This is a genomic window from Nostoc sp., from assembly GCF_036916975.1.
Lineage (GTDB): Bacteria > Cyanobacteriota > Cyanobacteriia > Cyanobacteriales > Nostocaceae > Nostoc.
In genome coordinates this window covers 1-26,064 of sequence record NZ_JBALFF010000050.1, presented here as the reverse complement: position 1 = coordinate 26,064, position 26,064 = coordinate 1, and the positions used below count along the sequence as shown (strand labels likewise).

The 26,064-nt window shown below is 39.7% G+C and carries 21 protein-coding genes, 3 tRNA genes and 1 rRNA gene; 17 read left to right on the top strand and 8 right to left on the bottom strand.

The genetic code is table 11. From position 1 onward, the window contains the following. The first annotated feature begins 270 nt into the window (after positions 1-270). Together V7K73_RS11275 and V7K73_RS11270 are read left to right on the top strand one after the other, a co-directional pair. Complete coding sequence (locus tag V7K73_RS11275) at positions 271-999, top strand: hypothetical protein (RefSeq protein ID WP_334879911.1); 729 nt, start codon at positions 271-273, stop codon at positions 997-999. A gap of 647 nt (positions 1,000-1,646) precedes the next feature. Then, positions 1,647-1,904, top strand: coding sequence for a hypothetical protein (locus V7K73_RS11270; RefSeq protein ID WP_334879909.1), 258 nt, complete (start codon positions 1,647-1,649; stop codon positions 1,902-1,904). A gap of 21 nt (positions 1,905-1,925) precedes the next feature. Here V7K73_RS11270 and V7K73_RS11265 read toward each other — a convergent pair whose 3' ends face one another. Then, on the bottom strand, positions 1,926-2,705 hold the full coding sequence (locus tag V7K73_RS11265; protein ID WP_334879907.1) for a TrmH family RNA methyltransferase: 780 nt from the start codon (positions 2,703-2,705) through the stop codon (positions 1,926-1,928). Between the two features lie 79 nt (positions 2,706-2,784). After that, positions 2,785-2,866 (bottom strand) — tRNA-Leu (locus V7K73_RS11260). A 415-nt stretch (positions 2,867-3,281) separates the two neighbouring features. Here V7K73_RS11260 and murA point away from each other — a divergent pair. From murA to V7K73_RS11200, 12 genes are all read left to right on the top strand, one after another. Further along, complete coding sequence (murA, locus tag V7K73_RS11255) at positions 3,282-4,649, top strand: UDP-N-acetylglucosamine 1-carboxyvinyltransferase (RefSeq protein ID WP_334880059.1); 1,368 nt, start codon at positions 3,282-3,284, stop codon at positions 4,647-4,649. Positions 4,650-4,829: 180 nt separating this feature from the next. Further along, the gene (locus V7K73_RS11250) at positions 4,830-5,708 is read left to right on the top strand and encodes a M48 family metallopeptidase (protein WP_334879905.1); all 879 of its coding nucleotides are present in this window, start codon (positions 4,830-4,832) and stop codon (positions 5,706-5,708) included. Positions 5,709-5,886: 178 nt separating this feature from the next. Then, positions 5,887-6,840, top strand: a complete 954-nt coding sequence (locus V7K73_RS11245) for a hypothetical protein (RefSeq protein ID WP_334879903.1) — start codon at positions 5,887-5,889, stop codon at positions 6,838-6,840. A gap of 249 nt (positions 6,841-7,089) precedes the next feature. Then, positions 7,090-8,211, top strand: coding sequence for an alpha-hydroxy acid oxidase (locus tag V7K73_RS11240; RefSeq protein WP_334879901.1), 1,122 nt, complete (start codon positions 7,090-7,092; stop codon positions 8,209-8,211). A 107-nt stretch (positions 8,212-8,318) separates the two neighbouring features. After that, positions 8,319-8,402, top strand: a tRNA-Leu gene (locus tag V7K73_RS11235). A gap of 33 nt (positions 8,403-8,435) precedes the next feature. Further along, positions 8,436-8,696 (top strand): hypothetical protein, encoded by a 261-nt coding sequence (locus V7K73_RS11230; RefSeq protein ID WP_334879899.1) that lies wholly within the window; start codon positions 8,436-8,438, stop codon positions 8,694-8,696. A 107-nt stretch (positions 8,697-8,803) separates the two neighbouring features. Then, positions 8,804-9,313, top strand: coding sequence for a transposase family protein (locus V7K73_RS11225; RefSeq protein ID WP_334879897.1), 510 nt, complete (start codon positions 8,804-8,806; stop codon positions 9,311-9,313). A gap of 1,198 nt (positions 9,314-10,511) precedes the next feature. After that, positions 10,512-11,309 carry a WecB/TagA/CpsF family glycosyltransferase gene (locus V7K73_RS11220; protein ID WP_334879895.1) on the top strand — a complete coding sequence of 266 codons (798 nt, stop codon included), beginning with the start codon at positions 10,512-10,514 and terminating at the stop codon, positions 11,307-11,309. Positions 11,310-11,893: 584 nt separating this feature from the next. After that, on the top strand, positions 11,894-13,375 hold the full coding sequence (locus V7K73_RS11215; RefSeq protein ID WP_334879893.1) for a lipopolysaccharide biosynthesis protein: 1,482 nt from the start codon (positions 11,894-11,896) through the stop codon (positions 13,373-13,375). 183 nt (positions 13,376-13,558) lie between these two features. After that, a complete protein-coding gene (locus tag V7K73_RS11210; RefSeq protein WP_334879891.1) occupies positions 13,559-14,692 on the top strand; it encodes a polysaccharide pyruvyl transferase family protein in 1,134 nt (377 codons plus the stop codon). Between the two features lie 67 nt (positions 14,693-14,759). Further along, entirely contained in the window at positions 14,760-15,668 is a 909-nt protein-coding gene (locus V7K73_RS11205) for an FAD-binding protein (RefSeq protein ID WP_334879890.1), read from the top strand. An 817-nt stretch (positions 15,669-16,485) separates the two neighbouring features. Beyond that, positions 16,486-16,557: transfer RNA gene (locus tag V7K73_RS11200), tRNA-Gln, on the top strand. Positions 16,558-16,625: 68 nt separating this feature from the next. Here the strand turns inward: V7K73_RS11200 and V7K73_RS11195 are convergent. Then, positions 16,626-17,105 carry a hypothetical protein gene (locus V7K73_RS11195; RefSeq protein ID WP_334879889.1) on the bottom strand — a complete coding sequence of 160 codons (480 nt, stop codon included), beginning with the start codon at positions 17,103-17,105 and terminating at the stop codon, positions 16,626-16,628. A 223-nt stretch (positions 17,106-17,328) separates the two neighbouring features. Between V7K73_RS11195 and V7K73_RS11190 the strand changes: the two genes are divergently transcribed. Further along, positions 17,329-18,636, top strand: a complete 1,308-nt coding sequence (locus V7K73_RS11190; RefSeq protein ID WP_334879887.1) for a hypothetical protein — start codon at positions 17,329-17,331, stop codon at positions 18,634-18,636. Positions 18,637-18,789: 153 nt separating this feature from the next. Here the strand turns inward: V7K73_RS11190 and V7K73_RS11185 are convergent, their stop codons facing one another. The 5 genes from V7K73_RS11185 to V7K73_RS11165 all read right to left on the bottom strand — a co-directional run bounded on the left by V7K73_RS11185 (position 18,790) and on the right by V7K73_RS11165 (position 24,397). Further along, positions 18,790-19,935 carry a SpoIID/LytB domain-containing protein gene (locus tag V7K73_RS11185; protein ID WP_334880057.1) on the bottom strand — a complete coding sequence of 382 codons (1,146 nt, stop codon included), beginning with the start codon at positions 19,933-19,935 and terminating at the stop codon, positions 18,790-18,792. A 228-nt stretch (positions 19,936-20,163) separates the two neighbouring features. Next, entirely contained in the window at positions 20,164-22,377 is a 2,214-nt protein-coding gene (locus V7K73_RS11180) for a GumC family protein (protein WP_334879885.1), read from the bottom strand. Positions 22,378-22,946: 569 nt separating this feature from the next. After that, entirely contained in the window at positions 22,947-23,906 is a 960-nt protein-coding gene (locus V7K73_RS11175) for a ribonuclease Z (RefSeq protein ID WP_334880055.1), read from the bottom strand. A 61-nt stretch (positions 23,907-23,967) separates the two neighbouring features. Beyond that, entirely contained in the window at positions 23,968-24,099 is a 132-nt protein-coding gene (locus V7K73_RS11170) for a hypothetical protein (RefSeq protein ID WP_334879883.1), read from the bottom strand. Then, complete coding sequence (locus V7K73_RS11165; protein ID WP_334879881.1) at positions 24,092-24,397, bottom strand: HNH endonuclease; 306 nt, start codon at positions 24,395-24,397, stop codon at positions 24,092-24,094. Before V7K73_RS11165 ends, V7K73_RS11170 begins: the two co-directional genes overlap by 8 nt. 177 nt (positions 24,398-24,574) lie before the next feature. On the opposite strand from V7K73_RS11165, the gene V7K73_RS11160 reads away from it, so the two are divergent. Continuing rightward, positions 24,575-25,288 carry a transposase family protein gene (locus V7K73_RS11160; protein ID WP_334879879.1) on the top strand — a complete coding sequence of 238 codons (714 nt, stop codon included), beginning with the start codon at positions 24,575-24,577 and terminating at the stop codon, positions 25,286-25,288. A gap of 424 nt (positions 25,289-25,712) precedes the next feature. Further along, positions 25,713-26,064, top strand: a 16S ribosomal RNA gene (locus tag V7K73_RS11155); the annotation flags it as partial.

Genomic DNA, 26,064 nt, shown 5'->3' with positions numbered 1-26,064 from the left:
GAAGCAAATTCTGAAACTTTTAATAAACGCATCACCTAACAGTTTAATAACATCTATCTTTGGGATAATCTTTCTTTTGATTAAGTATTAACTCCCTGGAGATAGAGCCACTTGTCTAATCTCAGAGGTTATCCTGATAATTACCAAGAGATGAGTAACAAATAAAACTCAATATTTATCAGCAACATAAATTTTTAAGCTCATTAAAACCTCTTGTTCTTACAAAACTTTAGTTTGTCAAAATCATATTCAGGAGTGAAATCAACAGCTATGTCTATTCCCAATGAACGCGAAAGCAAAAACAGTGAAGTTAAGCAAGAATCTTACACCGATACTAATGGTAAGATTCACACAGACTTAACGCGAACAACTGAAACAGTCAAGAACAGCACAGCTAATCCTAACTCTTACAGTAACGGTTACGTACAAGGTCGAAATACTGAGCGTAACTACCAGCAAGCTGATTTAGCCGAGCGTGACAATAACAATGCTAGTCGTGGTTTGCTGTTGGGTATTATCCTTACTTCCCTACTTGGCTTGATTGTAGGTGGAGTTTGGTACTTCAACCAACGCAATGATGCAGCCGTTGATAATACTGCGCCGGTCGCGGTTCCTGTACCAAGTAGTAGTCCAACTGCTAGTGCTTCTCCTCAAACAAAAACGACAATAATCGAAAGAACCAGGGAAGTGCCTGTACCTGTTGCTGTTCCTGTTCCACAACAGCAGGTTACACCTCCATCTGCACCTCGCCAACCGAATATTAACATTACTATTCCACCCCAACAGCCTGCCGCAGAAAAAGCGCCTTCTGCAATCCAGCCAACCCCTAAAGCGACACAAAGTCCGACGACGAGTCCAACTACTAATACTGTTGCACCAGGTACGAAAAGTGACACCTCTAAAACCACTCCATCTAAAGGAGTAGACCAGTCAAACAGTACATCTAATAGCGGTTCTTCTACCGCAGATGATACTACTACAGGCGGTTCTGCTCAATAACGGCTTTTTAATCAGCCCACTTGATAATGCTGACCTCACCCCGTATTTACTCACGCAAACACTCCCCTCTCCAAAGCATCGGAGAGGGGTTGGGGGGTGAGGTTTAAAAATGTACTTCATGCACAGTACTTACACACAGGCATCGGTGAGAGGTTAAGATAAAATGCCTTTTGTCAATCAGTTAAAATACCCAAAACAGCCTTAATAAGAATGATAATCGGGTGTGGGGAGAGAGGGAGAAGGCGAGCGGCGCTCGCCTTCTCTATTTGATTATCATTATCTTTAAAGTCTTTAATAATTAGACAAATTTTTGCAAATCCAAAACCCAGGTGTTACAAGCTAAAAATGAATTTTATTCTCCATTTAATAAATCTTAATTATTTTAATGAAAAACAAATGATTCATAAAGAGTTATTGGTATATACCTCACTCCTTTTGGGCGAAAAAACCAACCTCTAAAGAGTGGGCGTGCTTTCTCTTAGACTAATGACAAATGACTAATGACTCTCGCCTTGCGGTTTGATTTTTTCCTCAAGTAATGCCGACAAGCAAGAATACACAACTATGATGTTATAAGTGCAAAATCTAAATTTGTAGGAACTGCAATCAAAATTAGCTTAGTAAATCAGGATTTTCAAGTAAATATTATGGAGCAAAGTCAGCCACAACAGCGCCGCGTCGCCGATCAAGTATTTCAAGAATCCCTCGATCAATTGGAGGATATCTTACAAGAAAGTTCAACTGAGGATGAAGAAATCCCGCAAGCACAACTGCATAGTAGTAGTCTCAGTGAAGTCGAACTCGATCAAGACTTGACAGATATTGATTTAGCGGCTCTTGAGGACGCAGTTGCTGATATTGAACAATATCTTGAAGAAATAACAAAAACTAAAGAAAAGTTATGAGTTTTAACTCCTAACTCGTAACTATTGACTCATTTGACGCTGAGCTTCGTACAACATTAAAGCAGCTGCGATCGCTACATTCAATGATTCCACCCCAGGACTCAAAGGAATCCTTACTTGTTTGTCTGCGATCGCTGCTAAATCTGCCGACAATCCAGCACCCTCATTTCCCAGTAAAATCAGACTGGGTTGGCGCCAGTCCACCTCCCAATAAGTTAAAGTCGCACTGGGTAAGGTTGCTACTACCTGCATTCCTGCCTGCTGACTTTGTTGTACTGTCGCTTTTAAATCTTCGGTTACGGCTGTTGCTAGGCGAAACCATTGCCCTGCTGAAGCCCGAAGAACTTTCGGGCTGTCTAAATCTACACTGTCTCCACTTACCCACAACCCGGATGCTCCAGCAGCAGCAGCAGTGCGAATCATTGTACCCAGGTTTCCGGGATCTTGCACCGTTTCTAAAGCTAGCATTATACCAGTAAATGGTAGTTGAGTTTGCCCTTTGCTTCGTTTTGCCGTTGCAACCACACCATCCGGTTGGACTGTGGTAGCGATCGCATCCAACACTTCTTTACTGACAATTTCGGCGCGATCGCATCGGCTATAAGCTTCTTCCCAGAGTGAGGAGTGGGCTACTTGCCAATCTGGAGTACAACACACTGTTTCTAGTGGGTAATTTACCGCACAAGCTTCCTCTAACAGGTGCGTCCCTTCTAATAAAAATAACTCCTGCTTGTGCCGCTCCTTGGTGGAGTGCAGTTTGCGGATTTGCTTGACTAGGGAATTTTGTAAACTCGTCAACATCAAAAAGTTAGGATTTAGGAATTAGGAGTTAATTTAGTTTTCTTTCAACTCAAAACTCTTAACTCCTAACTTGATAATATGCGGAACCCGGGACTTGAACCCGGAAGCCTTGCGGCACTAGAACCTGAATCTAGCGCGTCTGCCAATTCCGCCAGTTCCGCTCGCATTCGTCTTTATCGACAATTTTCCTATTATTGCGTTATGTTTTACCTTTGTCAAGTAAAAGCATAACGTCTCGTTTAAGACTCTCAAACTGGAAAGGACTTTTTCAGGAAATTAGGTCAAATCAAAATATTAACTCAACAGTACAGTACAGCATTGATTTTTAGAGATCACTTAAGTTATTTTACTGAGTATTTAATTTAGCTTAAAACTACTACTTGTTCGTTCATTTTTGTTAAATTTTTTAAAAGCTCAAAATGCTTACTGTTGATGGTTTTTAACCATTATTATTCACCAAAAAATAATTTTTTTATGCAATCTGCTGCTCTAAAACGTGGACAATTTGAATCTTTACTGTAGAATCAAAACCAACTTCAAACATATAAAATACGTATTACTTTTGGAGGTAGGCTTATCAATCCTTCTACCAGCTTACCAGATGCCAAAATTGCTCCAGAAGCAGACTCCTCAGTCTTGCAAATTTGGGGTGGGCATCCTTTGCGGGGTCATGTGAAAATTAGCGGGGCAAAAAATGCAGCACTGGTAATCATGGCTGGAGCCTTGCTGTGTCCGGGCGATTGTCGTATCCGCAATGTCCCCTTATTGGCGGATGTAGACCGGATGGGTCAGGTGTTATTGGCTTTGGGTGTAAGCTTAACGCGGCAAGGCGATATTTTAGACATTAACGCCAGCGAAATTAAAACATCTAAAGCTCCCTACGAACTAGTTACCCAACTGAGGGCGAGTTTCTTCGCCATTGGCGCCATTCTGGCAAGATTGGGAGTAGCGCAGATGCCGTTACCAGGCGGTTGTGCTATTGGGGCAAGACCAGTTGACTTGCATGTTCGAGGACTGCAAGCAATGGGGGCTGAGGTGCAGATTGAGCATGGCATTTGTAATGCCTACGTCCCTGGCAGCAGCCGGAGATTAAAAGGTGCGAAGATTTACTTAGATATTGCCAGTGTCGGAGCGACAGAAAACTTGATGATGGCGGCTACCCTAGCAGAGGGCGAAACGATCATCGAAAATGCTGCCAGAGAACCGGAAGTAGTTGATTTAGCTAACTTCTGTAACGCGATGGGAGCGAAGATTAAGGGGGCGGGGACAAGCAGGATTATTATCGAAGGAGTCCCCAAGTTGCATTCTGTTGACTACAGTATCATACCCGATCGCATTGAGGCTGGGACGTTTTTACTAGCAGCAGCAATTACTCGTTCCGAACTTCTTCTCTCGCCAGTAGCTCCAGAACATCTTATACCAGTGATTGCCAAGCTGCGGGATATTGGGGTAACGATAATTGAGGACAAGCCAGAACACTTACGCATTCTGCCTGCGGAAACTTTCAAGGCAACGGATATTGAAACTCAATACCATCCAGGTTTTCCCACAGATATGCAAGCGCCGTTCATGGCTTTGCTGACATTGGCCGAAGGCGACAGCGTGATTAACGAATCTGTCTTTGAAAATCGTTTGCGTCATGCCTCAGAGTTGAATCGCTTGGGGGCAGACATTCGTGTTAAAGGCAACGCTGCTTTCGTTCGGGGAGTACCGAAATTGTCTGGCGCACCAGTATTAGGTACAGACTTACGAGCATCAGCAGCGCTAGTCATAGCAGGACTGGCGGCAGAAGGAAAAACCACAATTCAAGGATTACAGCACCTCGATCGCGGCTATGATCGACTCGATGTGAAGTTGCAGCAATTGGGCGCTAAAATCCTCCGCGTGGGCGAAGCATCAGCAGATTCAGAAATCGCTGCCAGCATCAGTAGCCTGTCAACTTGATCGGTTGAAACTAACATCTGGACAAGGGGGATGAGGTGGATGAGGCGGATGAGGTAATTTCTCCCCCATCTCCCTCATCTCCCCCTGCCCAGCCTAGTTAAATCGTTATACTAACTGTGGGAGGCTGTTTATTTAATCAGCCAGATTCCATAGTTGTGTTTTTTTATAGCTTGCTGTACTATGTCCCTCTTTAAAACCCCGCTAATTGGTTTAAAAGCTGACTCATTTCGTCATCCATTAGACCTGGAAGCTACCAAAACGCTCAAGCAAATACCAGGCATAGATATGTTGGTGCGAAATTGGCTAGGGCCAATGGCAGAGCAGGTTTTTTATGTAGAAAATATTGCCTCCAGCATTCTGGTAGGTGAAAAGCAACTGCCCGATTTATACAAGCTGTTGTTAGATGCCTGTAAAATCCTGGATATAGAGCCTCCCCAGTTATACGTCCGGCAACATCCGGCTCCCAACGCCTATACTTTTGCTGTGCGGGGTAAGCAGCCGTTTGTTGTGTTACACACATCCCTGATTGATATCCTCACACCAGAGGAAATACAGGCAGTAATTGCCCACGAGTTGGGGCATCTCAAGTGTGACCATAGCGTTTATTTGACGCCTGTAAATTTATTAATATTAGCTGCGGCGATTGTTCCCAATGTTGGAACCTTCGTTGCTCAAGCGATACAAGCACAGCTTTTAGAATGGGTACGCTGTGCTGAGTTTACCTGCGATCGCGCCGCATTACTAGCAACCCAAGACCCCAAAGTTGTTATGTCAGTATTGATGAAACTGGCAGGTGGTTCCCCCACCTTAGCGCCACAACTGAATCTCGATGCCTTTGTTGCCCAAGCCCGCGCTTACGATGATATTAGCAAGACCGAACTAGGCGAAATGGTCAAAGCTGCCCGCACAGCCCAATTAACCCATCCAGTGCCAGTACTGCGGGCGCGAGAAATCGACCGTTGGGCAAGCAGTACAGAATATCAAACTCTGTTACAAAGTCATGGATTGAAGTCTACAAGTAGTGAAGTTGCACCCAAAGGCGGATGGCGAAACTGGTAAAGCTACTAATGAAATTTGGTTATCTAAATTAGATGTGTTTTAGCTGACAATACTCCAGATTATTCGCTCATGCGATCGCACAGCCCGTCGTAGACATCGCACTTAATCAAGTTCTTCAAGCAAACTATGGACGATTGCACTGTGATGTAAAATCCTGATACAGCCATAAAATCAGCTAATGACCAGGTTTCCTTACGACCAGTTCGCCAAAGACTATCTTAAAGAATTGTTACAACCATTAGGAGAAGTAGAAACAAGTCGGAAAGTTCCAGCCCAAATCCGAGAGATTGATGTTTATTTTTTACCTTCGTCCCAATCGATAAATACAATAGAATTAGGGTTGTTAGGAAAATTTGCGGCTGAACCTGCATTAGTTGAACCATTTAGAAATGCAGCTACAATTGCGGAGATCCGCAGTTGCATAAATAAATTGTTTGATATCTTTGCTGAATTAAAACGCCAAGCTAAAGGTGATAAAACTCGGCTTGCAGAATCAGAATTACCACGTTTGTGGATTTTATCACCCACGGCTTCCGAATCTATATTGGATGGTTTTAGAACTAACTTAGATGAAGAAAATTGGGGAAGAGGAGTACATTTTTTAGGCGATTATTTCAGAACAGCAATTGTGGTAATTCACCAATTACCGTGTACAGAAGAAACACTATGGTTGAGAATTTTAGGTAAGGGAAGAGTCCAGCAACAAGCAATAGACGAACTAGAAGCACTTCCCCAAAATAATCCCTTACGTTCCAAAGCAATTGATTTATTATTGAGTTTAAAGACTACCTTAGAATTCAATCAAAATATAGACGAGGAGGATAGAGATTTAATTATGCGCTTATCACCTATTTACGAGCAAAAATTAGCAGAAGTTAAACAAGAAGGAATTCAAGAAGGAATTCAAGAAGGAATTCAAGAAGGAATTCAAGAAGGCATTCAAGAAGGCATTCAAGAAGGCATTCAAGCAGAACGTCGTAACGTTATAGAAAATTTGTTGCGAGTTCGCTTTGGTTCTTTAGATGCAGAACTAAGATTAATTACTGAAGTTTTATTGGCATTATCTCCAGAGGAATTTACTCCTTTATTGCTGCAACTATCCAGGGAAGAATTATTAAATAGGTTCCTTTAGAAGAACTCAGTCTGAGATACTGGTTTTCCACCTTTACTAAGAAATCAATGATTACTTAGGAACGTGCATTAAAAAAAATGCAAAACTTCATCAATTATCTAGCTTCCCTCTCCAATATATCGGAGAGGGATTGAGGGTGAGGTAAGCGAAGGACATAAATTGTATGTTATTTAATTCTTATTCCTTAAGCTTCTTCAATCGGACAATCCGATTAAAAAACATCCCATTGCTTAACCTACAGCCTCTACCATGACAGTTGTACCCAACGACCATCGTTTTCAACCAATAAATCTGTTTGAGTACGAAAAGCTAGCAAAAGAACATCTCTGTCAAATGACGCTTGATTACTATAGCAGTGGTGCTTGGGATGAAGTTACATTACAGGATAATCGTGCTGCCTTTAAGCGAGTCAAGTTGCGACCTCGTGTATTAGTCGATGTAAGCGATCGCAATCTCACTACCTCCATTTTAGGACAACCCCTCCAACTACCTTTATTAATTGCGCCGATGGCTTTTCAATGTCTAGCCCATCCAGAAGGAGAAGTTGCTACGGCTCTAGCTGCGGCATCAGCTGGTGTGGGCATGATATTAAGTACAATGGCCACAAAGAGCATCGAAGAAGTGGCGACTGCATCTGATAAATTTCCAGATTCTCTGCGATGGTTCCAGCTTTACATCCATAAAGATCGAGGATTAACTCGTGCTTTAGTAGAAAAAGCCTATAAAGCAGGCTACAAAGCACTTTGTCTAACTGTAGATGCACCTGTTCTCGGACAGCGAGAAAGAGATAGACGTAACGAGTTTGCCCTACCCCCAGACTTACATCTAGCTAATCTCGCCATCATCTCAGGGCTAGATATTTCCCACGAAAAAGGTGAATCTGGATTATTTACCTATTTTGCCCAACAGCTAAACCCAGCAGTAACTTGGGACGATTTGGAATGGTTACAGTCTTTATCTCCACTACCTTTAGTCATCAAAGGAATTTTACGGGGAGATGATGCTGTTCGGGCTGTAGAATATGGAGCTAAAGCAATTGTTGTTTCCAATCATGGTGGCAGACAACTTGATGGTGCGATCGCTTCTTTAGACGCTCTAGCTGAAATAGTAGCAGCAGTGGATGGTAAAGTAGAAGTACTATTAGATGGAGGTATTCGTAGGGGTACAGACATTCTCAAAGCTCTGGCATTAGGAGCAAAAGCCGTACTAATCGGACGACCTATTTTGTGGGGACTAGCAGTAGCAGGGCAAGTTGGTGTATCTCATGTCATCTCACTACTACAAGATGAGTTAAATCTAGGAATGGCACTTAGCGGCTGCGCCAAACTACAGGATATTGACCCTAGTTTATTGGCCCTACCACGCCTCTAAGCCAGAAAGTTCTTAAAGCTAATTATTTCAGCAAAACTTTGAAAATTAATTTTCAGACTTGTTACAAAATCACTTAATTAGAGTATACTAATTAAGGTTGGATATATGGGCGGGTGGCGGAATTGGTAGACGCACCACACTCAAAATGTGGCGGCCTTGCGGTCATAGGAGTTCGATTCTCCTCCTGCCCACTACCAAGCAAGTACTAGAGAGGTTAAAAAATTATGCGACTGAAAAGATGGGAGTCTCCCCGTAAAGAAGGCAGGAATGACAAAGGTAGAGGCGGTTCTGCAAGAAAGAGGCAACTGAAAAAACAAAGGCAAATGTTACGACAAAGACTCAAAGAAGCTAACAAAGCAGACAACAACAAAAACAAGAGAGCAGGGGAAGATAAGTTTATCTTCCCTTTATTTTTTGGGATTTTATTTGAGAAAAAAATAAAATTTAGGGATTTTTCAATATATAGACTAAGGGAACTCCAGTAAATAAATTATCCAATCTTGTAAAATGGTTCCAAAAGCCCACCCAGTTTATATAGTGCTCGTGTGGCCTACCTCACAATCAGGGCTATTTAATTCTAAAAATAGGAGCTATGTGGTATAATCTAGCGCGAATCCAAGCGCGTGCATCTACCTGCATGAGCCAACCAGCAATTATAGAAGCTTTTGCAGAGCTTAAAGACCCTCGTCGAAAAGCAGGACAACGGCATAACCTGACTTTATGTCTTGCATTATTTACTTTAGCGATCGCAGCCGGGAATAAAGTATTTTTAGCAATTGGAGATTGGATTTCAAGCTACAACGAACAGTTGATTAATCTTTTTAACCCTCCAAAAAATAGGCTGCCTTCTTATAGCACCGTGCGTCGGGCTTTATTGCATATTGATTATCAAGGATATTCCACATGTCTTGCTAAGTTCTTTAACGTACAACCATCTGTCGGAGAGACTATTGGCTTGGATGGTAAGGTTCTCAAAGGTTCATACCAAATTGAAAATGATAATCTCAATTCGGACTCTCACCCAGCAATTATGTTAGTCAGTGCGAACAAAAGTCGAGCGAGGATTGATTCTAGAGCCATGTCAAGTAGATGCCAAAACTAATGATCTTATTGCTTTACCTGAACTGATTGAAAAACTAGCTCTTCAAGGCGTTGTTTTTGCATTTGATGCTATTAATACTCAAAAAAAACTTGTGAACTAATAATTAATAGTGGGAATGATTACATTGCTGCTTTAAAAGGTAATCAACTAGGTTTGTTCAAAGAGGTCAAAACAAATTTTATACCAGAATCAACTTATGAACAGATAAATAAAGGGCACGGTAGAGTCGAAAAGCGTCATGTCAGTATTTGTAAAACCTTGGATGGGATTCGTTCTTGGCCTGGACTTACTACTTTGATTCAAGTTAAATCAGAGCGCCAAGTATTTACGCATCAGATGATTGAAGTCACAACAGAGACTCGTTATTACATTTCCTCTTTAAGTGAAACTGAAACAAGCATTTGCCTCACGGATCAGAGGATACTGGGGTGTTGAAAATAAGGTTCATTACGTTCGAGACGTTACCCAGGGTGAAGATGTCTCTAGAATTCGTACCACCCCCCTTCCTCAAATTTTTGCGTTCGCGTAGCGTGCCGGAGGCACTCGCTCGAAATTTCGCACTTAATTTATTCCGTGACAATATGTTTGAAAATATGGCACAACCTCAACGGCTATGTTCCTTTGGGTTAAACACACTTCAGCAAATTTTTAGAATGTAAATAGCCCTGTGAACAATAAATAATTGAATATTTTTTTATTTGGAAGTTCCTAAATTAAATTTGTAATAAATTTGGATAGTCACAAGAAAAAACTATTAGCCATTCTTTAAAATATACTAATTTGATTTAGACCTTTTAAGCGCATACTTACGTATCAAAATCGGCAAGCTGAATGTCTGATATTTCGCCTTCCTATGTAGTCAATTAAGTATAAAATGCTACGTATGTGTAGAGGAGCTAATCGCAATTATAATGCTTGGATGAACAAATGAAAAATTAAATATGAAGGAAGTATGAATTTTGCCATCCAGGATCTGAAATCCCTAGCTTAAAACAGTAAACTAGGACACAGCAGGGAATAATTCTAATATTAACGGTTAAGTCAAAAGTATACTAAAAAGGCAATTGTATCTCCATGTGTTAACTTCCAACGATGACACAAGGCTACAACAAGTCAGGAATCATCTAATCTGAATTCTTGAATATTCGGAATTGTCTAGGTAATCTATGGATTTTTTTCTTGGACACAGGAGTTATTGATGGTGGCAAGAGTGCTTCTACCTACTAAAAAAGTACTGGATTTTCCCATTACTGCTTTACGCTTTGATGATCAAGTACAAACAATACTCAAGTGGGCGAGGAGGCGTGAAAGTAAAACTGTATATGTAGCTAATGTACACATGCTCATTGAAGCTCATTGGAATCCGGAGTTTGCCAGCGTATTACGAAATGCAGACATAGTTACCCCTGATGGTATGCCTCTGGTATGGATGATGCGAAAGATGGGAGCGCTTTATCAAGACCGTGTGGCAGGAATGGATATTTTCCTAGCATTGTGTCAGCTTACTCAAACACAAAATCTTAGCATTTTCTTTCTAGGTTCCCAAACAGAAGTTCTTTCTAGGATGCGAAAAAGGTTAGAGCGAGAATTTCCGCAAATGAAGATTGCGGCAATGGAACCTCTACCCTTTCGCCCCTTGACTGAAAGTGAAGACGAAGCTTTGGTTCAAAAGATTAACTCTAGTGGTGCTAGTACCGTCTTAGTATCTCTGGGATGTCCTAAGCAAGAAAACTGGATAGCTCAACATAAGGGTAAGATACAAGCTGTAATGATTGGACTGGGTGGAGTATTCCCAGTTTATGCAGGAATTCACAAACGGGCACCCCGCGTAGTTCGAGACTTAGGGCTTGAATGGTTGTATCGATGGATTCAAGAACCACGCCGGCTTTGCGGTCGCTATGCTAAAACTATTCCACTATTTATATGGCTAGCTACGAAGCAACTACTATCATCAAGTCGTATTGCAGCAGTATTCCTTCACGAGACTGGGGATTAAGAAAAAGCAAAGCGAATATATATTCTGTGAAACACAACATTATTGAGATAAGAGTTACGCAATAACGAACCGCAACTTGTTCGCTCTTAGCGTTCCCACAGAGTAGCAACTGGCGCTACACGCAAAAACCAGAGTTTGAGAGATATTTTGCGTAAGTTCTGTGAGATACATATAAACAGTAAACCAAAAAATAAAAAACTTTATGTTGTCTTAACAACTGATTAGAAAACTTATATACCACTCTAAACCATAAATTATAACTAACAGGGCGTTTTATATGAAAATTCAATAGGCTGGCTCCTCAGTAAAATTTATGCTAATAGTTTCTTGAATTGCTGCAAATTTACAAGAAGATTGTGGTAAACTCTTCTAATAACAATTACTTAAACTAAAAAATACTTTCTTCACAGTAATGATTGCCTTACGTAGTTTTGATGTTACTTTCGGAGTAAAAATTTTGGATTATCACTAAAATCTAAATAAAATAAGGTGTAATTGATCCGTCTGAAAAAAATAATCCAGATGCTCATAGCCAGCAATATCAAAGCTATATACTGTAGGTTCTTTCATCGGTAAACTATGTAATGGAATCACCTAAAGATTCATCAACTTTACGGCAAAAAGCTGTTAAAAGCGTAATTTGGACTGTTATAGAAAGTTGGGGACGTCAAGCAGTCTCTTTAATTGTTTTTTTTATTCTAGCTCGTTTACTTACTCCACAAACTTTTGGTTTAATTGCTTTAGCATCTATATTTATTGAATTTGTACAAATTTTTGTCGATCAAGGATTCTCTGTAGCAATTATCCAACGTCAACAGATAGATTCAGAGCATTTAGACACTGCATTCTGGACAACATTAGGAATCAGTATAGTTTTAACTGTATTAAGTATTGCTGGGGCTGGATTAACATCTGATTTCTTTAAACAGCCACACTTAGTACCAATCATTCAATGCTTATCTATAAGCTTTGTATGTAATGGATTGAGCAGCGTGCAGCAAGCGGTTGTTGAACGTCAGTTTGCCTTCAAAAGTTTAGCAATCCGCTCACTATTGGCAGTGATAATAGGTGGAATAGTTGGCATTTGGATGGCTTTTTTAGGCTTTGGCGTTTGGAGCCTCGTAGGTCAACAACTATCAGGTAGTTTTATACAGGTTATAGTCTTGTGGCGAGTTAGCGATTGGCGACCAGGATTCCAATTTTCGAGGATACATGTTAAAGAACTTTTTAACTTTGGAATTAATATATCTGCGTTTAACATAATTAACTTTTTCAATCGTCGAGCCGATGACTTACTTATTGGCTACTATCTAGGACTAGTTGCATTAGGTTATTACTCGGTAGCTTATAAATTATTGCTAGTAATGATGCAAGTTTTAATCAGTACTACAACTAAAGTTGCACTACCAATATTTTCTAGGTTACAGGCAGAACCAGAACGATTGCTAAACGCTTTCTACGCTGCTACTCAGTTCACAAGTCTCATTGCTTTCCCAATATTTCTTAGTGTACCAGTATTAGCAACTGAGTTTATAAAAGTATTTTTTGGTGATCAGTGGATTCAGAGCATTCCAGTATTGCAAATACTATCTTTTATTGGCCCTGTTCATCTAATTTTCTTTTATAACAATTCTGTAATTCTGGCGCTAGGCAAACCTTCCTGGAGGTTATGGATACAAGTAATCAATACAGTTACTAATGTTATCGGTTTTGCTCTGGTAGTTAGATTAGGTATTGTAGCTGTTGCTTCTGCTTATGTAATTCGTGGTTACGTCTTATTACCTATTTCGTTATTAGCTATTAATAAACTTGTTAAGATAAATTTAAATAACTATCTGCGTTTATACATAGTACCTTTAGTAGCTTCTGGAACAATGGTTGGAACTATATTAGCTACTAAATATTTCTTAGGAAATTTTCTGGAAACATGGATGTTACTAGTTATTTCAGGGATATTCGGAATCTCTATTTATATTTTTACTATCTCAGTAATATCACCCAAGCTTTTCATACAACTACTTGAATTAGGAGAAAGTCTGAATATCAAAATCAAGACAAAAGTATAACTTTTTTATGTATAAATAATAGTGAATATTACTATATATTTATGAATTCATTCATTTAATATACTTCTATCTATGATAGCTTAACAAAAAAAAATAAATCTATCTAATCTCATAAAACTAATTAGTCAAAAAATCTGGCTATTAAATTAAGATTAAATTAAAAATTTATTAAAGAGAGCAAAGATGAAAATTGGAATTCTAACTTTTCACCATGTAGACAATTACGGAGCAACACTCCAGGCTTGTGCTCTATGGAGTTTTCTTAACAGTCAAGGCTATGATGTTGAAATAATAGACTATCGCCCTCTTAAAATAGCATGGATGTATTTCAGAGCTTTACTTCCAATCAAAAGAGTAAAGTCTAGCACTAGTGAAAGTAAGAAAATTCGGATTAACGAAAAATGTTTGATTTATATTTCAAGATATTGTAAAACTAGACGCTTCCTGCTTTCTCATGTTAAATTAAGCGATAAAAAATTTTATTATAAAAAAGCCTTAAAATACTACCATGACAAGTATGATGTAGTAATATGTGGTAGTGATCAAATATGGTGTATAGATTCCTTTAGAGGGTATAATTCTTCTTTTTTTTTAGATTTTGTTAGCAATAAAACTACTCGTAAGATAAGTTATGCAGCAAGTTTTGGTAATACAACAAAATTATGGACTTATCAAAAAGAAATATATAAATTGATTAATCAGTTTCAAACCATTTTAGTTCGTGATTCTAATAGTCTAAACATTGTTGCTAATGAATGCAATAAAAAAGCCATAAAAGTTTTAGATCCTACTTTCCTAATTAAGTATGATGCACTGAAAAATCCTCCAAAAATAAAAAATAAATATCTTCTATTGTACGTTCAAGCTGAGATGGAAGCAGAGGAAAAAGATTTTATAAAATTACTGGCAGAGCAGCAAAATCTAACTATAGTTTCAGTCGGTAGATATGAACAGTTAGCACAAATAAATTTAGAAACTGCTAGTCCAAAAGACTGGATTGGATTACATAGTGAAGCATCTTATATCGTGACTAATACTTTTCACGGCACTGTATTTTCTATTATTTTTCATAAACCTTTTACAGTATTTATTCCTAGTGATAAATCAAACAAAGTGAAAGATTTGCTTAATGATTTTGGCTTGACAAACCGGATTTTTACGGAAAAATTAAAAGATAAATTATTCAAAAAGCAAATTTTTGATATTGATTACGAATCAGTATCTATGATTTTAGAATCAAAAATTATTGAATCAAAAAAACATTTAATTGAAGCCATTTTACAACGAACAATCGATAGTAAAAGTCATCATGGATGAAATCAGGAATAAAGAATAACGAATACTTTAAAAATAGGTCATTTTCTGACTGTATTGTGTTTGACAAATGATAGGCAAACTGTTTATCTTTATTAAAAGCCCAAACCCAAAAGGAGTAGAAAGAGTTAAGATGCCTAATTTAAAGATTGAGTCTTTAACATCAAACAGTCTTTCGCACTATAGAACACGACATTACTTTGAGCGAGTAGGAGAGATCAATAGTGTAGATGACCTTCAGGAGTACTGTAATTGGGCTAAAGAAAACAAAGTAAAGATTTATATAATTGGAAATGGGTCTAACACCCTGTTTGTTCAAAAAAATATCCAATCATTGATACTGAAAAATAAACTACCTAAGTACACAAATCCTTTAGCTAATAACAGACTTGAAGTATCTTCTTCTGCTTCAGTGATGGAAGTATTAAAATATTGTTATCAAAACTCCATGAATTCTTTTTATTATCTTGCATCTGTACCCGCAACTATTGGTGGTGCATTAGCAATGAATGCTGGTAGAGGAAGACAACATGGATCTACAATATACGACTTTGTTGAAAGTGTAACTTTCTTTGAAGATGGATGTATAAAAACACTTGAAAATAGTCAAATTGTCCGAGATTATCGAGAAACTATGTTTACTGGTATACACTCAAAACTGATATTGAGTGCAATTTTCAAGTTTAAACCAACAGAATTCACCGAAAATCCTCTAATTTCAAGGCAAAATTGGGCAAAAGAACATCAAGATAATACAGCACCTAACTGTGGCTCGGTATTCAAAGCTGCTAACTATGCAATACTTGAAAAGCTCAAAGGTCTATCTATAGGTAAAGCTATGTTTTCAGCTAAAACTAGTAACTGGATACTCGCTAAATCACAAAGTAGCTATTCAATAATTATACTGATTAAAATAGCTAAGATTTTGCATTTTATAACTAGACAAAAAATTGCTCTCGAACTAATTCTAATTGATTAATTAGTTATTGCCAAAAATACTACATAATGCCTAAATTTTGAGTTTTTTGCAAAAATAGTTACAAATAAGTAAGTCCGCGTAAATAATCATCACTGCTTTGGAGTTGCGTTTTAGTACTAAAGCGCAACTCCAAGCCAAATCCAGAGACTTTACTTTTCGTTACATAGTTTGGTTTTTCTCGCCGACCTACTTATAACTTTAATTGCTAAAGCTTTTGCCTGTGGTCTAGCTATAAGCTAAAACACATTTAATTTGCAGATGGAAATTTTCTCAATATCTTGTGGGGTGGGCAACATGAGCGCCCTGATTATGCAACTTGAATGCTGATTAGCTTACTGATGTCCAGATTAGATAACATCGTAGAAATTGTATAGGATGGAGTAACTGCTTTACATTTTGAAACAAGCCTAGATATGCTTCTGAAGGTAATATATTAGCAGTTGATGGCACTTTAGCAACAAGCCCTTAATAAGATAAGGCAAGTCCAAAAATTAAATTACTCAATTCCTGCATCCAAGACGACTATCAGATATCTTCTTCCGCTATTTCCCCTGCTCACTCCGCGATTGATTATTTTTTTAGTATAATAATATACTGTGATTACCTTTCCAAAGCCATTCATACTCAAACAAACCAGATTTAGATGCGAAGGCATCACAGGTATCATCGTCTTTGCCTGTTTGTGTAAACTTAACTTGAACTGTAGGAATTCAAACCAATCAATCTTCTGCTATAAAAACCCCTTGTCTGAAATTAACTATAAAAGTACTTGACAGGAACCCAGGGGTAACTGCTATATTAACTAGAGTGAAGTTGTTGGGGCGTAGCCAAGTGGTAAGGCAGCGGGTTTTGGTCCCGCCATCCCTAGGTTCGAATCCTAGCGCCCCAGTAATAAAGACAGGCTCAACTAGCCTGTCTTTTAAATTTTTTAATTACTTTCCTTAAAGTCTGTAAATGTTACTTATCAGGCGATTTTAGAGCTTGATCCAGAGTCTGGCGAGCCTGTTCTGCTTTAGATCGTGCTTCTTGATAACGCACATTAGCTTGGGCAAAATTTTTGAGAACTTTAAAACCTTCCTTGAGTCGAGTAATTTCCTCTTCTGTTACTGATTCGTCGGTGAACAGAACATCAACCGCTTTGCGAATTTCTAACGCTTCATCTCGTGATTCTTGAACTTTCAGCTTGAGTGTGGCCAGGTTACTTAGAACCTGGACAGCTTGTGTAATGCTATCCTCACCGCTAGTAGTATCAATAGTTGACTCTTTAACTTCAATTAATTGTTGAGGACCAAATCCTTCTTCCAGTTCCGTGGGTAGCTTTCCTGCATCCATCAGTTCCATCAACTGATCCATTGCTTTATCACGGGCTTTTGCTGAATCTTTTCCAGAAACAGTAAGGATAATTTCTGGGCTTTGAGCGAGAGTATACTGAACCATATTTGAGCAGAAAATTTCCTGGTTAACCAAGCTGAGGCAAATAATTATAACATACTGTGTGTCCGTTTATTTATTGATAAATATACTTCAGTGTCCGTTTATTAAATTTATGTAATTTCTATACTTAATAATTTCATGCTTCATTCCTACCCCTGCCAAGTCGCTCAAAATAAAACTTTATACTTAAGAAAAGCCAATTAAGTTTCAACAGGAGGGGAGAGCAATGGCTCCTAGTCCCACCATCATGCAAGCTGTAGAAAAACTGGGCTACCGTGTCACCGTTGGTGATGTGGCAACCCAGGCAGGATTAAACGTCGCTGAAGCTAATCAAAGCTTATTAGCCCTAGCATCTGATGCCGGGGGACATTTGCAAGTAGCGGATTCAGGTGATATTATTTACCTTTTTCCACAAAATTTTCGAGCAATTTTGCGTAATAAATACTTCCGGTTACGATTGCAAGAATCGTGGAAAAAGGTCTGGAGTGTTCTGTTTTATCTGATTCGGATTTCTTTTGGAATTTTGTTAACTGTTTCCATTATCCTGATAACTGTTACCATCTACATTATCATTACCTCTACCAATTCCGATCGCAACGGCAACAATCGGGGCAGTAGTTTCGGCGGTGGGGGGTTCTTTTATTTTCCAAATTTATTTTGGTATCTTAGCCCAAATTATGACATCCACAACCAGGAACGGCGACGTGAAAGGCGGCAAGAAAGCAATCTCAATTTCTTTGAAGCTGTGTTTTCCTTTTTGTTTGGCGATGGGAATCCTAACGCCAACTTAGAAGAACGTCGCTGGCAAGAAATTGCTACAGTGATTCGCAGTAACCGTGGTGCAGTGGTAGCAGAACAAATTTCCCCATATTTGGATGACATTGGCGAGGGATATACAAGAGAGTACGAAGATTATATGCTGCCCGTTCTGACGCGATTTAATGGGCAACCGACGGTAAGTCCAGAAGGGCAAATTGTTTATTACTTCCCAGAGTTGCAGGTGAGTGCAGTTAAAAAGCGCCGTCATGCAATATCAGATCACTTGGAGGAATTTCCCTGGCGTTTTAGTGCTGCAAGTTCAGGGCAAATTATGCTGAGTGCTGGGTTGGGGGTGCTAAATTTTGTTGGTGCTTTAGTATTAAAAAGTTTGTTGAGAGATGGCACTGTTGTCGCCCGATTAGGTGAACTGGCAGCTTTTGTCGGTTTTGTGCAAGGAATTTATTGGCTGCTATTGGCTTATGGAGCAGGTTTTTTAGCCATACCGTTATTGCGTTATTTCTGGATTCAGTGGCGTAATGGTAAAATAGGCGATCGCAACCGCGATCGCCTTTCCAGAGCAAGGATATTGGCAAGTCTTGATCCACCTTTACAGCAAAAAATCAACTACGCCCAACAATTTGCAGCAGAAAAAGTCATTGGCAATGAAGATTTAGTGTATTCTAGCGAAACTGACTTACTCGACCAAGAAGTAGAGCGTTCCGCAAAAATGGACGCTGAATGGAAAAAACGCTTGGAACGCGGGAGTAGCGAATAGAGTTAACAGTGAAGAGTTGAGAGTGAGGAGTGAATAATTAAGATTTATTTAGAACTCCAAACTCCAAACTCCAAACTCCAAACTCCTAACTCCAAACTCCAAACTCCAAACTCCTAACTCCTAACTCCTAACCCCTAACTCCTAACTTTTTCCTTACTTTGCCTGAATTGGTGTTAAGGCTACACCTTGATAATAATGTCCCAAAATTTGCAGGTGGTTCACTCCTTGCCGAGCCAGATTGTATGCCCCCCACTGACTCATGCCCAAAGCATGACCGAAGCCAAACCCTTGAAGTACAAAACTACCATCGCCTCCCTTAGTAACTTTAAAACGGGTACTTTTTAACCTGAGGGCTGTCCGCACTTCCTCGCCCTGTAGCATCTTTGTACCCCTGTTGCCGACAATTTTCAAGACTTTAACACTACCGAAAGGCGAGAATGTTTCTGGAATCATCGCCGTCACACTGCCAACTTCAGGGAATTTAGCGCTAATCTCACTGGGGGAGAAAGTTTTTATCCAATTACACTCGCGGATATTTTGATCGTAGTCTTGAACAGCACGTAGGTAAGGTTCGCTGCTTCCCCAAACGTCTTCAACATTTTCGGTATGTCCCCCAGAACAAGCGTGGAAAACGGAGAGAATAATCCGGTTTTTGTAAGTTAGTACCTGTCCTGCTGTTTCATCAACTGCTTTGTAAGTTGCAGGAGCTTCACTGATGACGCCTTTGTAAATTTGCCAGCGATCGGGGGTATTGCCTAAATCGTAAACGGGATTACTCCGTTGTTTTTCTCGCTCGTAGAGGGCGTAGGTGCGAGCTGCGATCGCTTGGGCTTTTAGTGCTTCTTGGGGCCAGCTAGCATCCATTTCGCCACCGAGAACGCTGTAAAGATACTCTTGGTCATCAACCCAGTTAACAGCCGTTAAGCCTTTGTCTGTGGGAACAACCAGAGTTCTACCTCGATACCAGCGTGAGCCAATATAAACGAATCCTTTACCTGTTGGCTCAATCCAAAATAAACCAGACTGCCACTTATCTAAAGCAACTCCGCCAGGAATAGCTTGGGCATAATATGCACTCATCGCTGGTAACTGTCCGAGAGTCCGGCCGGTACTATCCTTGACAATTCCAGTGGTGGAACTGCCCACTTTTACCTGATTAACCCCCCTTTCAATTGCCACGCGCAGAATTACAGACGCTTGAGCTGGGGCAACCAAAACAATCCACAAGAGGACACTTACCCACCAATGACGTACTTTAATCTGGGAAAGTAAAAAGCCTAAGTAAAGTTGGAATTTCATGCTGGTCATCTAATCACATTAGTATCTAATTGACGCTTTTGATTATGGCGTCTACTACTTTAAGATGAGACACTTCTCCAACACAGGAGGTTGCCACCTCCTACTAATTATGCATTTTGTTTTAGCTATAAGGTAGAAATCAGTTGAAGAAGGCAGAAGATAGCAGGCAGGAAAAGAATTCCTCTCCTCTACATCTTTCCAATTTCCCATGCCCCATGCTTCTTTAGTCTACGATGCCAATACATTTTGAGAATTGCTCACTTCATTAGCGATAATTCCAATTAAATTCAACTTACTCAAAATTTCTGTTGCTTGAGTCAGTTCAGTTCGGGTCACTTTCCCCATGCGTTCTACCATTACGATCCCATTGCAAAAAGCTGCCACAATTCTGGCATCAACTGTACCTAAAATAGGTGGAGCATCTATCAGTACTAGGTCATAACTTTGCTCAAACAGTTCTATTAGCTCTTTCATTCGTTGAGAACTGAGCAATTTTACCGTATCGTCTGCTTCAGGACCAGCAGTCAAAATATCAATGCAGGGGTGAATAGGCTGAATATAATCTTGAAAATGAGTTGTCGTCTCATCAACTAATAACAGAGATAGTCCCCAGTCATTGGATAGTTCCAGGATTTTGTGCAGGCTAGGATTATGTAAATTAGCATCAATAACTAATACCCGTCGATGCATTCGGGTAGCACTAGCTACAAGCCCTAATACTAAAGTTGTCTTCCCTTCCCCTGGTAGTGCTGAAGTCAACATCAACGATTTGAAGGGTAAGGGATATTTTAATATTTGAATATTTTGGTAGATCATGTCCAGGGTTTCATGGACGGGTAAGCTAGTACTAGCTTCTACTATAGAGGAATCTGAGCTTCGCCGCCTATTCCAAGGCAAGACCAGCCGCCGCTTTTTGACACCACGCGACGGTAGTTTTGGTACTGACCCTAGTACACGTAGGTTAGTCAGTTTCTTTAAATCTCCGACACAATAAATAGCGTCATTAAACTTTTCCAAAATCAGGGCTGCTAAGATACCTAAAATCGGCCCAATTACCGCCCCTCCAACCAAAAATAATAATCTGTTGCTCCCCATATAAGTACCCAGAGCAGGTTCTGCTAAAAGTTGCCAGTTATATCCTTCCTGAGTAATTTTCAGTCCCAAAGACTGTTGCGCTTGGAGTAATTGTTCAAGGCTTTTACGACTAGTTTCTACCTTTGGCAACAGACGGTTATACTCTGCTATTAAGCTTGGGTATTTGTTTAGCTCAGAGCGAAGTCGCTGTTCTGAATCGGCTAGATTCTTTTCATTAGCAGTTAGTCCTAAGACATTTGTCTGAACCAGAATTAACTCGTCTAGTAGCTTTGGCTCAAACCCTACAATTTGTTCTTTTAAGAGCGGTTCTCCCTTACTGCTAGTAGTAATAGCCTTCACCTCTTCTCGTAATAGCAACAATTGACTTTGGCGTTGTTGCTTTAGTTTTTGTACCGATGGGTAATCGTCTGTATAGCGTAGTCGCTCCTTAGCCAAAGCTAGTTCAGTTTTTTGAATTTCACTCAATAGTGTTTGGTAACGACTTGACTGATTTAAACGAGAAGAAAATAGTTCATTTTGTTGAGACGATGAAGCTATTTGTTGCTCTAGATTATCGTAGCGAGCGTTTACATCTTGAAGGTGAGCACGAGTAGTCTGTAGCTGTTTTTGAATATCAGCTAGAGACTCTAACAGCATTTTACTTTGGACTTCGGGATCGAGTAACTTATGTTTATTGCGAAACTGTTCCAAATTTTTCTCAGCTTTACTCACGTCTTTTTTTATTTCAGGTAGTCGAGTATTTACAAAAGCCAGCCCTTGATTGAGACGTTCTTTTTGTTGCTCTTTATTGTAGTTTTGATAAACTTTTTGTAGAGCTTGAAGTACTCTTTGCGTTTTGACTGGATCGTTATCATTGAAAGAAACTTTAAATAATTGGCTAAAAACTTTATTAGCTCCTATCCCTCCCTCTTCTGGAGTCACTTCTAGAAATGCTTTTTTGTTCTGTTCTGTTTGACCATTGATATACTCTAAGGTAATATCAGGATAATCAGAATGAAGTAAATTTACGGCTTTCTTAAGCAACTTAGAACTCAGCATGAGTTTCATCTGAGTAGTGGAATCAACAACTTGAGAATTGGGTTCAGTAACCTTAGTGTCTGTGCTTTCTGGAATATTATTTGACTGTGTGCCTTCAGATAAATTGGAATTTACCAATATCTGCATATTGCTCTGGTAAGTAGGCTTGGCAATGAAAGCTAGGAGGCTAGCAGCTGACATAACTACACAGGAAACCCCTAAGATCAGCAAACGTCGCCGAAGCAAAATAGCAGATAGTTGTCTGATTTCAACTGCGCCTTGTGCTGAAGTAGTAATCTGTTGCTCTTGATTCAGACTAGTCTTAGCCACTATCAAACTCCTCTAATATGGAAACACTATATTTATTTGGAAGATTTATGAGAAATATGAAATCTTTTTTATACTGCTAGCTGCAATAGCATACTTAGCTTTTCTTCCAACAATGAGAAGCTCACTTCGCACAATATTATGCCAACTGGCGCTTTCATGTTCATCAATTCATGCATATAAATTCTTAATCAGTGTTGTAAGAATAAATTTTTAATAATTTTATTTAAGAAAGAAGAATCTTGACAAAAAAATAATTATTTTTCCTAATTTCTAAGTATTTAAGTATAAACTTCTCTGATTTACATTATTACTATACTATTAAAGTTACTTTAATAACTTCTAATATAAACAACAAATTTAAAATAATATCTAAACCATAGTATTAGTAAATTATTAATACACTTAGTGAACCGGAAATTATTGAATAACTAGTTTACTTACTCCTCAAGCTAAAGTGCTGTTTATTTCCTGGACATTATGATGTTATGAGTTAGACTACTAAAGTCCAAGAATAGAGCCTGGTTAATTTTCGATTACAAGGGTTTAATAGAAAATCTAAAATCCAAAATTTAAACGCCTACCTTGCTTAACTCTACTTCCCGCCGCCTGGGGACTTCATGAATCATAAAATCATAAGCCATGTCAGTACGGGGAAAAATAGCACGGGCTTCCTGAAGAAGATCCTTTAATTCCAAGGTATTGCCAGGAGCATAGCGGGGACTGAAATGACTCATAATCAGTCGATGTGCCCCAGCAGCTAAAGCTGTTTGCGCTGCCATTGTGGTTGTGGAATGCAACCGTTGAAAAGCCATGTCTGCATCTTGATGAGCAAAGGTTGCTTCGTGAATTAATACATCTGCATCATGAGCCAATTCCACTGCCCCATCACAATAAATTGTGTCTGTACAATAGGCAATTTTTCGACCAATTTCTGTAGGCCCGCATAATTGACTGCCATCAATCACCCGTCCGTCCGCAAGCGTCACTGTTTCACCACGCTTAAGTTGACCATAAACCCGACCAGGAGGAATTTGCAACGCCTTCGCTTTTTCCACATCAAAGCGTCCCGATCGGTCTTTTTCGGCTACGCGGTAGCCGAAAGCTGTAATCCGATGATGTAAATTACCGCAGCTAACGGTGAAGTCATCGTCTTCATAAATTACTCCTGGACGGATGGCATGGACTTTAATGGGGTAGGAAAAGTGTGTGTAGGAGTAACGGGAGGCGGCTTGAATGTAATCATTTAATCCAGGTGGGCCATATATATCAATTCGTTCCACATTGCCTGCCAAGCCGCAAGTAGCAAGAAGTCCCATTAAGCCAAAGATGTGGTCGCCGTGCATATGAGTGATAAAAATTCGTGAGAGTTGGCTGATTTTCAGTTCACTCCGGATAATTTGATGCTGGGTGCCTTCGCCACAGTCGAATAACCACAGCTCTGCCCTTTGGGGTAATCTCAGAGCGACACTGGAAACATTGCGCGATCGCGTGGGTACACCGGAACTCGTGCCTAAGAATGTTATCTGCACAGCGTTATTTAATCTTCCTATTGCTCTATTTTCTGCTGCTCTATTTTCTATAGTGACACGCTTAATAAGCAAAATACTTTTGAGAGGAAGTATTAAACTCAACGAAGTTGTCACCAACCCCGTTGGTCTTCAAAACCGGACGTGATACTTTCGCATCATCCGGCTCCTCAATGATTTGGTGCTTGTCACGCATACCTCATTACCAATTTCTCCGCGACTTTTTCAAGTTTTCTGGTGGGCTTAGGCTCGGCACTATTACAGCCAGATTTTGTGCCAGGACTACCATCGCTGGCAGTCTTTATGTCGTGGCAATGCCTGTGTAGGAATTGCCAGTTATCGTAAATATCCTTACCACCTTGCGATTTTGGGATTTTATGGTCAACTTCTAGAAGATCGTCTTCGCGGAAGAACAAACCGCAGTGGGTGCATTTCCCTTTTTGCTTTTTCAAAAGTGTTGTCACTCTTTTTGGCATTTCAGGATTTTTACCCATTTTTGTACTCCAGTAAACCAGGTTCCCGTCGTATGGTCACGATTCGCCTTTAACTTTCACATGACGTACTATTGGAGTGTCGGCATGAGCTAGTAACCGAAGGTTAGGATTGCCATCCTTTTTGGTTGCGAATACCCAGTTATAGTCGAAAATTTTGCTTCTTCACGCCAAAACTTTGTGTTTGGAAGACCAGGCATTGGTGTGTTTAACGTACTGGCGCAAAGCCGGAGACGCGGAACCTGCGGTGAATATCGAACTTATTTCCATATCGCCAGTGATTGGCAGGTGTCAGAAGCAACGGTTTGTCGTACTGTTCATTGGGTAGAAAATATTTTAGTCAATTCCGGGAGGTTTCGGTTAGGAGGAAAAAAGTCATTGTTGACACCATCACAAAAACCGAAAACAGTAGCAATGGATGTGACTGAAAGTCCCATAGAACGTCCTAAATATGGTCAGAAACGTTTTTTTAGTGGGAAACAAAAACGACATACACTTAAGTCACAATTTGTGATTGACCTGAAAACGTTACAAGTAATTTGTGTTGTCAATGATTCAGGTCGTAGACATGATTTCAAACTGTTTATTCACAGTAAAGTTCGTTTTCATTCTGATACCGAAAGTCTCGAAGATAGCGGCTACCAAGGAATTGCTAAATTTCATGCCAATAGCCGTATACCAAGAAAGAAACCGAGAACAGGTAAGTTGACGAATGTTGATAAGCAGTTTAATCGTGATTTAGCGCGTCGCCGAGTTGCTGTGGAAGACGTCAACCGTAGATTAAAAATTTTTCGGATTTTCAGCCAGCGATACCGCAATCGCAGAAAACGTTTTGCATTGCGTTCTCACTTAATTGCTGGCGTTTATAACTATGATATTCAAAATGCTTGTTAACTTTCTGACAATTTGTTTAACCCTCTAATATACCACAAAACTTTTTTGAAAGAGGTCTATTACTATAATGACTCAACCTGCATCAGATCCCATTTAGAGACAACAAACCTGCATTCTTCATACAGTCAGGTTTAGCCACGTTGTTTTCGCCTCCCTTCCGTTGCTTATATCATTCACCTGAAAGTAATGCCAGTCAAGGAATTTGCCCTTTTAGTAGAAAAAAGAAATTTACTGCTTGACAAACTAGAGGATGACTAGTTATTCTAGTTAAGTGGAAAAGCGAAAGATGCCAACCACCGCTGAACCTGAAAAACATAATACTTTGAAAGCTTAAGAAAAAACCAATCCTCGTCAAAAGATAATCGAAATTTTAACTAGGATTGCGAAAAAAAATATTTTTCGGAGCCACAAACTCCATCCATTTAAAACGGAGAGTTTGATCCTGGCTCAGGATGAACGCTGGCGGTATGCTTAACACATGCAAGTCGAACGGTGTTTTCGGACACAGTGGCGGACGGGTGAGTAACGCGTGAGAATCTAGCTTTAGGTCTGGGACAACCACTGGAAACGGTGGCTAATACCGGATGTGCCGAAAGGTGAAAGGTTAACTGCCTGAAGATGAGCTCGCGTCTGATTAGCTAGTTGGAAGTGTAAAGGAGTCCCAAGGCGACGATCACTAGCCGTTAAGTATCCCGCCTGGGGAGTACGCCGGCAACGGTGAAACTCAAAGGAATTGACGGGGGCCCGCACAAGCGGTGGAGTATGTGGTTTAATTC

Bases quoted from the DNA above. Each gene is read 5' to 3' on its own strand.
- V7K73_RS11275 (WP_334879911.1), top strand. From the start codon at position 271: ATGTCTATTCCCAATGAACGCGAAAGCAAAAACAGTGAAGTTAAGCAA.
- V7K73_RS11270 (WP_334879909.1), top strand. From the start codon at position 1,647: ATGGAGCAAAGTCAGCCACAACAGCGCCGCGTCGCCGATCAAGTATTT.
- V7K73_RS11265 (WP_334879907.1), bottom strand. From the start codon at position 2,705: ATGTTGACGAGTTTACAAAATTCCCTAGTCAAGCAAATCCGCAAACTG.
- V7K73_RS11250 (WP_334879905.1), top strand. From the start codon at position 4,830: ATGTCCCTCTTTAAAACCCCGCTAATTGGTTTAAAAGCTGACTCATTT.
- V7K73_RS11245 (WP_334879903.1), top strand. From the start codon at position 5,887: ATGACCAGGTTTCCTTACGACCAGTTCGCCAAAGACTATCTTAAAGAA.
- V7K73_RS11240 (WP_334879901.1), top strand. From the start codon at position 7,090: ATGACAGTTGTACCCAACGACCATCGTTTTCAACCAATAAATCTGTTT.
- V7K73_RS11230 (WP_334879899.1), top strand. From the start codon at position 8,436: ATGCGACTGAAAAGATGGGAGTCTCCCCGTAAAGAAGGCAGGAATGAC.
- V7K73_RS11225 (WP_334879897.1), top strand. From the start codon at position 8,804: ATGTGGTATAATCTAGCGCGAATCCAAGCGCGTGCATCTACCTGCATG.
- V7K73_RS11220 (WP_334879895.1), top strand. From the start codon at position 10,512: ATGGTGGCAAGAGTGCTTCTACCTACTAAAAAAGTACTGGATTTTCCC.
- V7K73_RS11215 (WP_334879893.1), top strand. From the start codon at position 11,894: ATGGAATCACCTAAAGATTCATCAACTTTACGGCAAAAAGCTGTTAAA.
- V7K73_RS11210 (WP_334879891.1), top strand. From the start codon at position 13,559: ATGAAAATTGGAATTCTAACTTTTCACCATGTAGACAATTACGGAGCA.
- V7K73_RS11205 (WP_334879890.1), top strand. From the start codon at position 14,760: ATGATAGGCAAACTGTTTATCTTTATTAAAAGCCCAAACCCAAAAGGA.
- V7K73_RS11195 (WP_334879889.1), bottom strand. From the start codon at position 17,105: ATGGTTCAGTATACTCTCGCTCAAAGCCCAGAAATTATCCTTACTGTT.
- V7K73_RS11190 (WP_334879887.1), top strand. From the start codon at position 17,329: ATGGCTCCTAGTCCCACCATCATGCAAGCTGTAGAAAAACTGGGCTAC.
- V7K73_RS11185 (WP_334880057.1), bottom strand. From the start codon at position 19,935: ATGAAATTCCAACTTTACTTAGGCTTTTTACTTTCCCAGATTAAAGTA.
- V7K73_RS11170 (WP_334879883.1), bottom strand. From the start codon at position 24,099: ATGCGTGACAAGCACCAAATCATTGAGGAGCCGGATGATGCGAAAGTA.
- V7K73_RS11165 (WP_334879881.1), bottom strand. From the start codon at position 24,397: ATGGGTAAAAATCCTGAAATGCCAAAAAGAGTGACAACACTTTTGAAA.